Source organism: Streptomyces sp. BE20 (genome assembly GCF_036322525.1).
Lineage (GTDB): Bacteria > Actinomycetota > Actinomycetes > Streptomycetales > Streptomycetaceae > Kitasatospora.
Genome location: NZ_JAQYWW010000545.1, coordinates 1 through 1,577, shown reverse-complemented (window position 1 = coordinate 1,577; position 1,577 = coordinate 1). Strand labels below are relative to the sequence as shown.

Sequence of the window (1,577 nt, the reverse complement as noted above, 5' to 3'; positions counted from 1 at the left end):
GTTGGAAGACGTCCCGGCTGCGGACGAGTCACGCGTTCCACTCCCGGCTGATGGAGCCGATGCTGGCGGAGTTCCGGGCCGTGGTGAGCGGTCTGGCCTTCCACGACCCGGTACTTCCCGCCGTCTCGACGGTGACGGGCGGGGCCGTGACGCCCGGTCAGTGGTCGGACCCGGAGTACTGGGTCGACCAGGTCCGCCGCCCGGTCCGCTTCGCCGACGCGGCCGTCGCTCTGGGCGCGGCCGCCGTCCTCGAACTCGGTCCGGACAGCGTGCTCACCTCGCTCGTCGTGGACGCGAACCCCGACACGACGACGGCTGTCGCCGCGCTGCGCCGCGACCGCGACGAGGCCACCACCCTGCTCACCTCGCTCGCCGAACTGCACGCGGCCGGCCTCACGGTCGACTGGAAGGCCGTGCTCGGCGGTGGGTCGCGTCTGGACCTGCCCGGCTACGCCTTCGACCACCGGCACTTCTGGCCCCGCCGCCGGACCCCGCAGACGGCCGATGCCGCGGGCCTCGGTCTGACCGACACCGGCCACCCGCTGCTCGGAGCGGCGATCGCGCTTCCCGACGCGCCGGAGAGCGTGCTCACCGGACGTCTGTCGCTCGCGACCCACCCGTGGCTGGCCGACCACTCGGTCTTCGGCACCACGGTCGTGCCGGGCACGGCCCTGGTCGAGATGGCGCTCGCCGGCGGTGTCCGGGCCGGGGTGCCGGTCCTGGACGAACTGCTGCTCCAGGCCCCGCTGACGCTGTCCGCCTCCGGTGGTGCGCAGATCCGCACGACGATCGGTGCACCGGACGCCGACGGACGGCGCCCGGTCGCGGTCCACGCCCGGAGTGACGACGAGGCTTCCTGGGAGCTGCACGCGACCGGCGTTCTCTCCTCTGACCCCGCCGAAGCTGCCCATGACGCCCATGACGGCGGTGACGCGGATCTGGTCGTGTGGCCGCCGACCGACGCGGAGGAGCTCGAACTGGGCGGCCTGTACGAGGCGTTCGCCGGCGCGGGCCTGTCCTACGGTCCGGCGTTCCGGGGTCTGCGCCGGGCCTGGCGGGCCGGCGGGACGGTGTTCGCGGAGGTTGCGGTCGACCAGCCGACCGACGGGTACGGCATGCACCCGGCGCTGTTCGACGCGGCGTTGCACGCGATCGGCGTGGGCGGAGCCCTGCTGCCGTCGGCCGACGGTGCGCAGTTGCCCTTCGCCTTCTCGGGCGTGCGCGTCCTGGGAACGGCCGCCGACACACTGCGGGTCCGGCTCACGGCCGGGAGCTCCGCCGAGTCGGTGCGGCTGCTGTTCGCCGACGGGACGGGTCTGCCGGTCGCCCGGGTCGAGGCGCTGACGCTGCGTCCGGTGACGGCCGGTCAGCTGGCTCGTGGTGCGGCGGACCGTGTGCTGTTCGGGGTGGAGTGGGCCGCGCAGGAGGTGGCGGCCGAGGTGCCGGGTGCGGTGATGCGTCTCGGTGACGAGCTGCCGGTGCCGGTGCCGGTGCTGTTGGTGGATGCGACGGGGGCGGGTGCGGCCGGGGATCGGGCTGCCGCGCTGTTGGTGCTGCTTCAGGCGTGGCTGTCGGAT

Annotated in this window: 1 protein-coding gene; it reads left to right on the top strand. The window is 74.3% G+C overall.

What is annotated here, in order from left to right; translation table 11 throughout:
* Positions 1 to 17: 17 nt before the first annotated feature.
* On the top strand, positions 18 to 1,577 hold a 1,560-nt coding region (locus tag PUR61_RS09110; RefSeq protein ID WP_329877582.1), incomplete at its 3' end, for a polyketide synthase dehydratase domain-containing protein.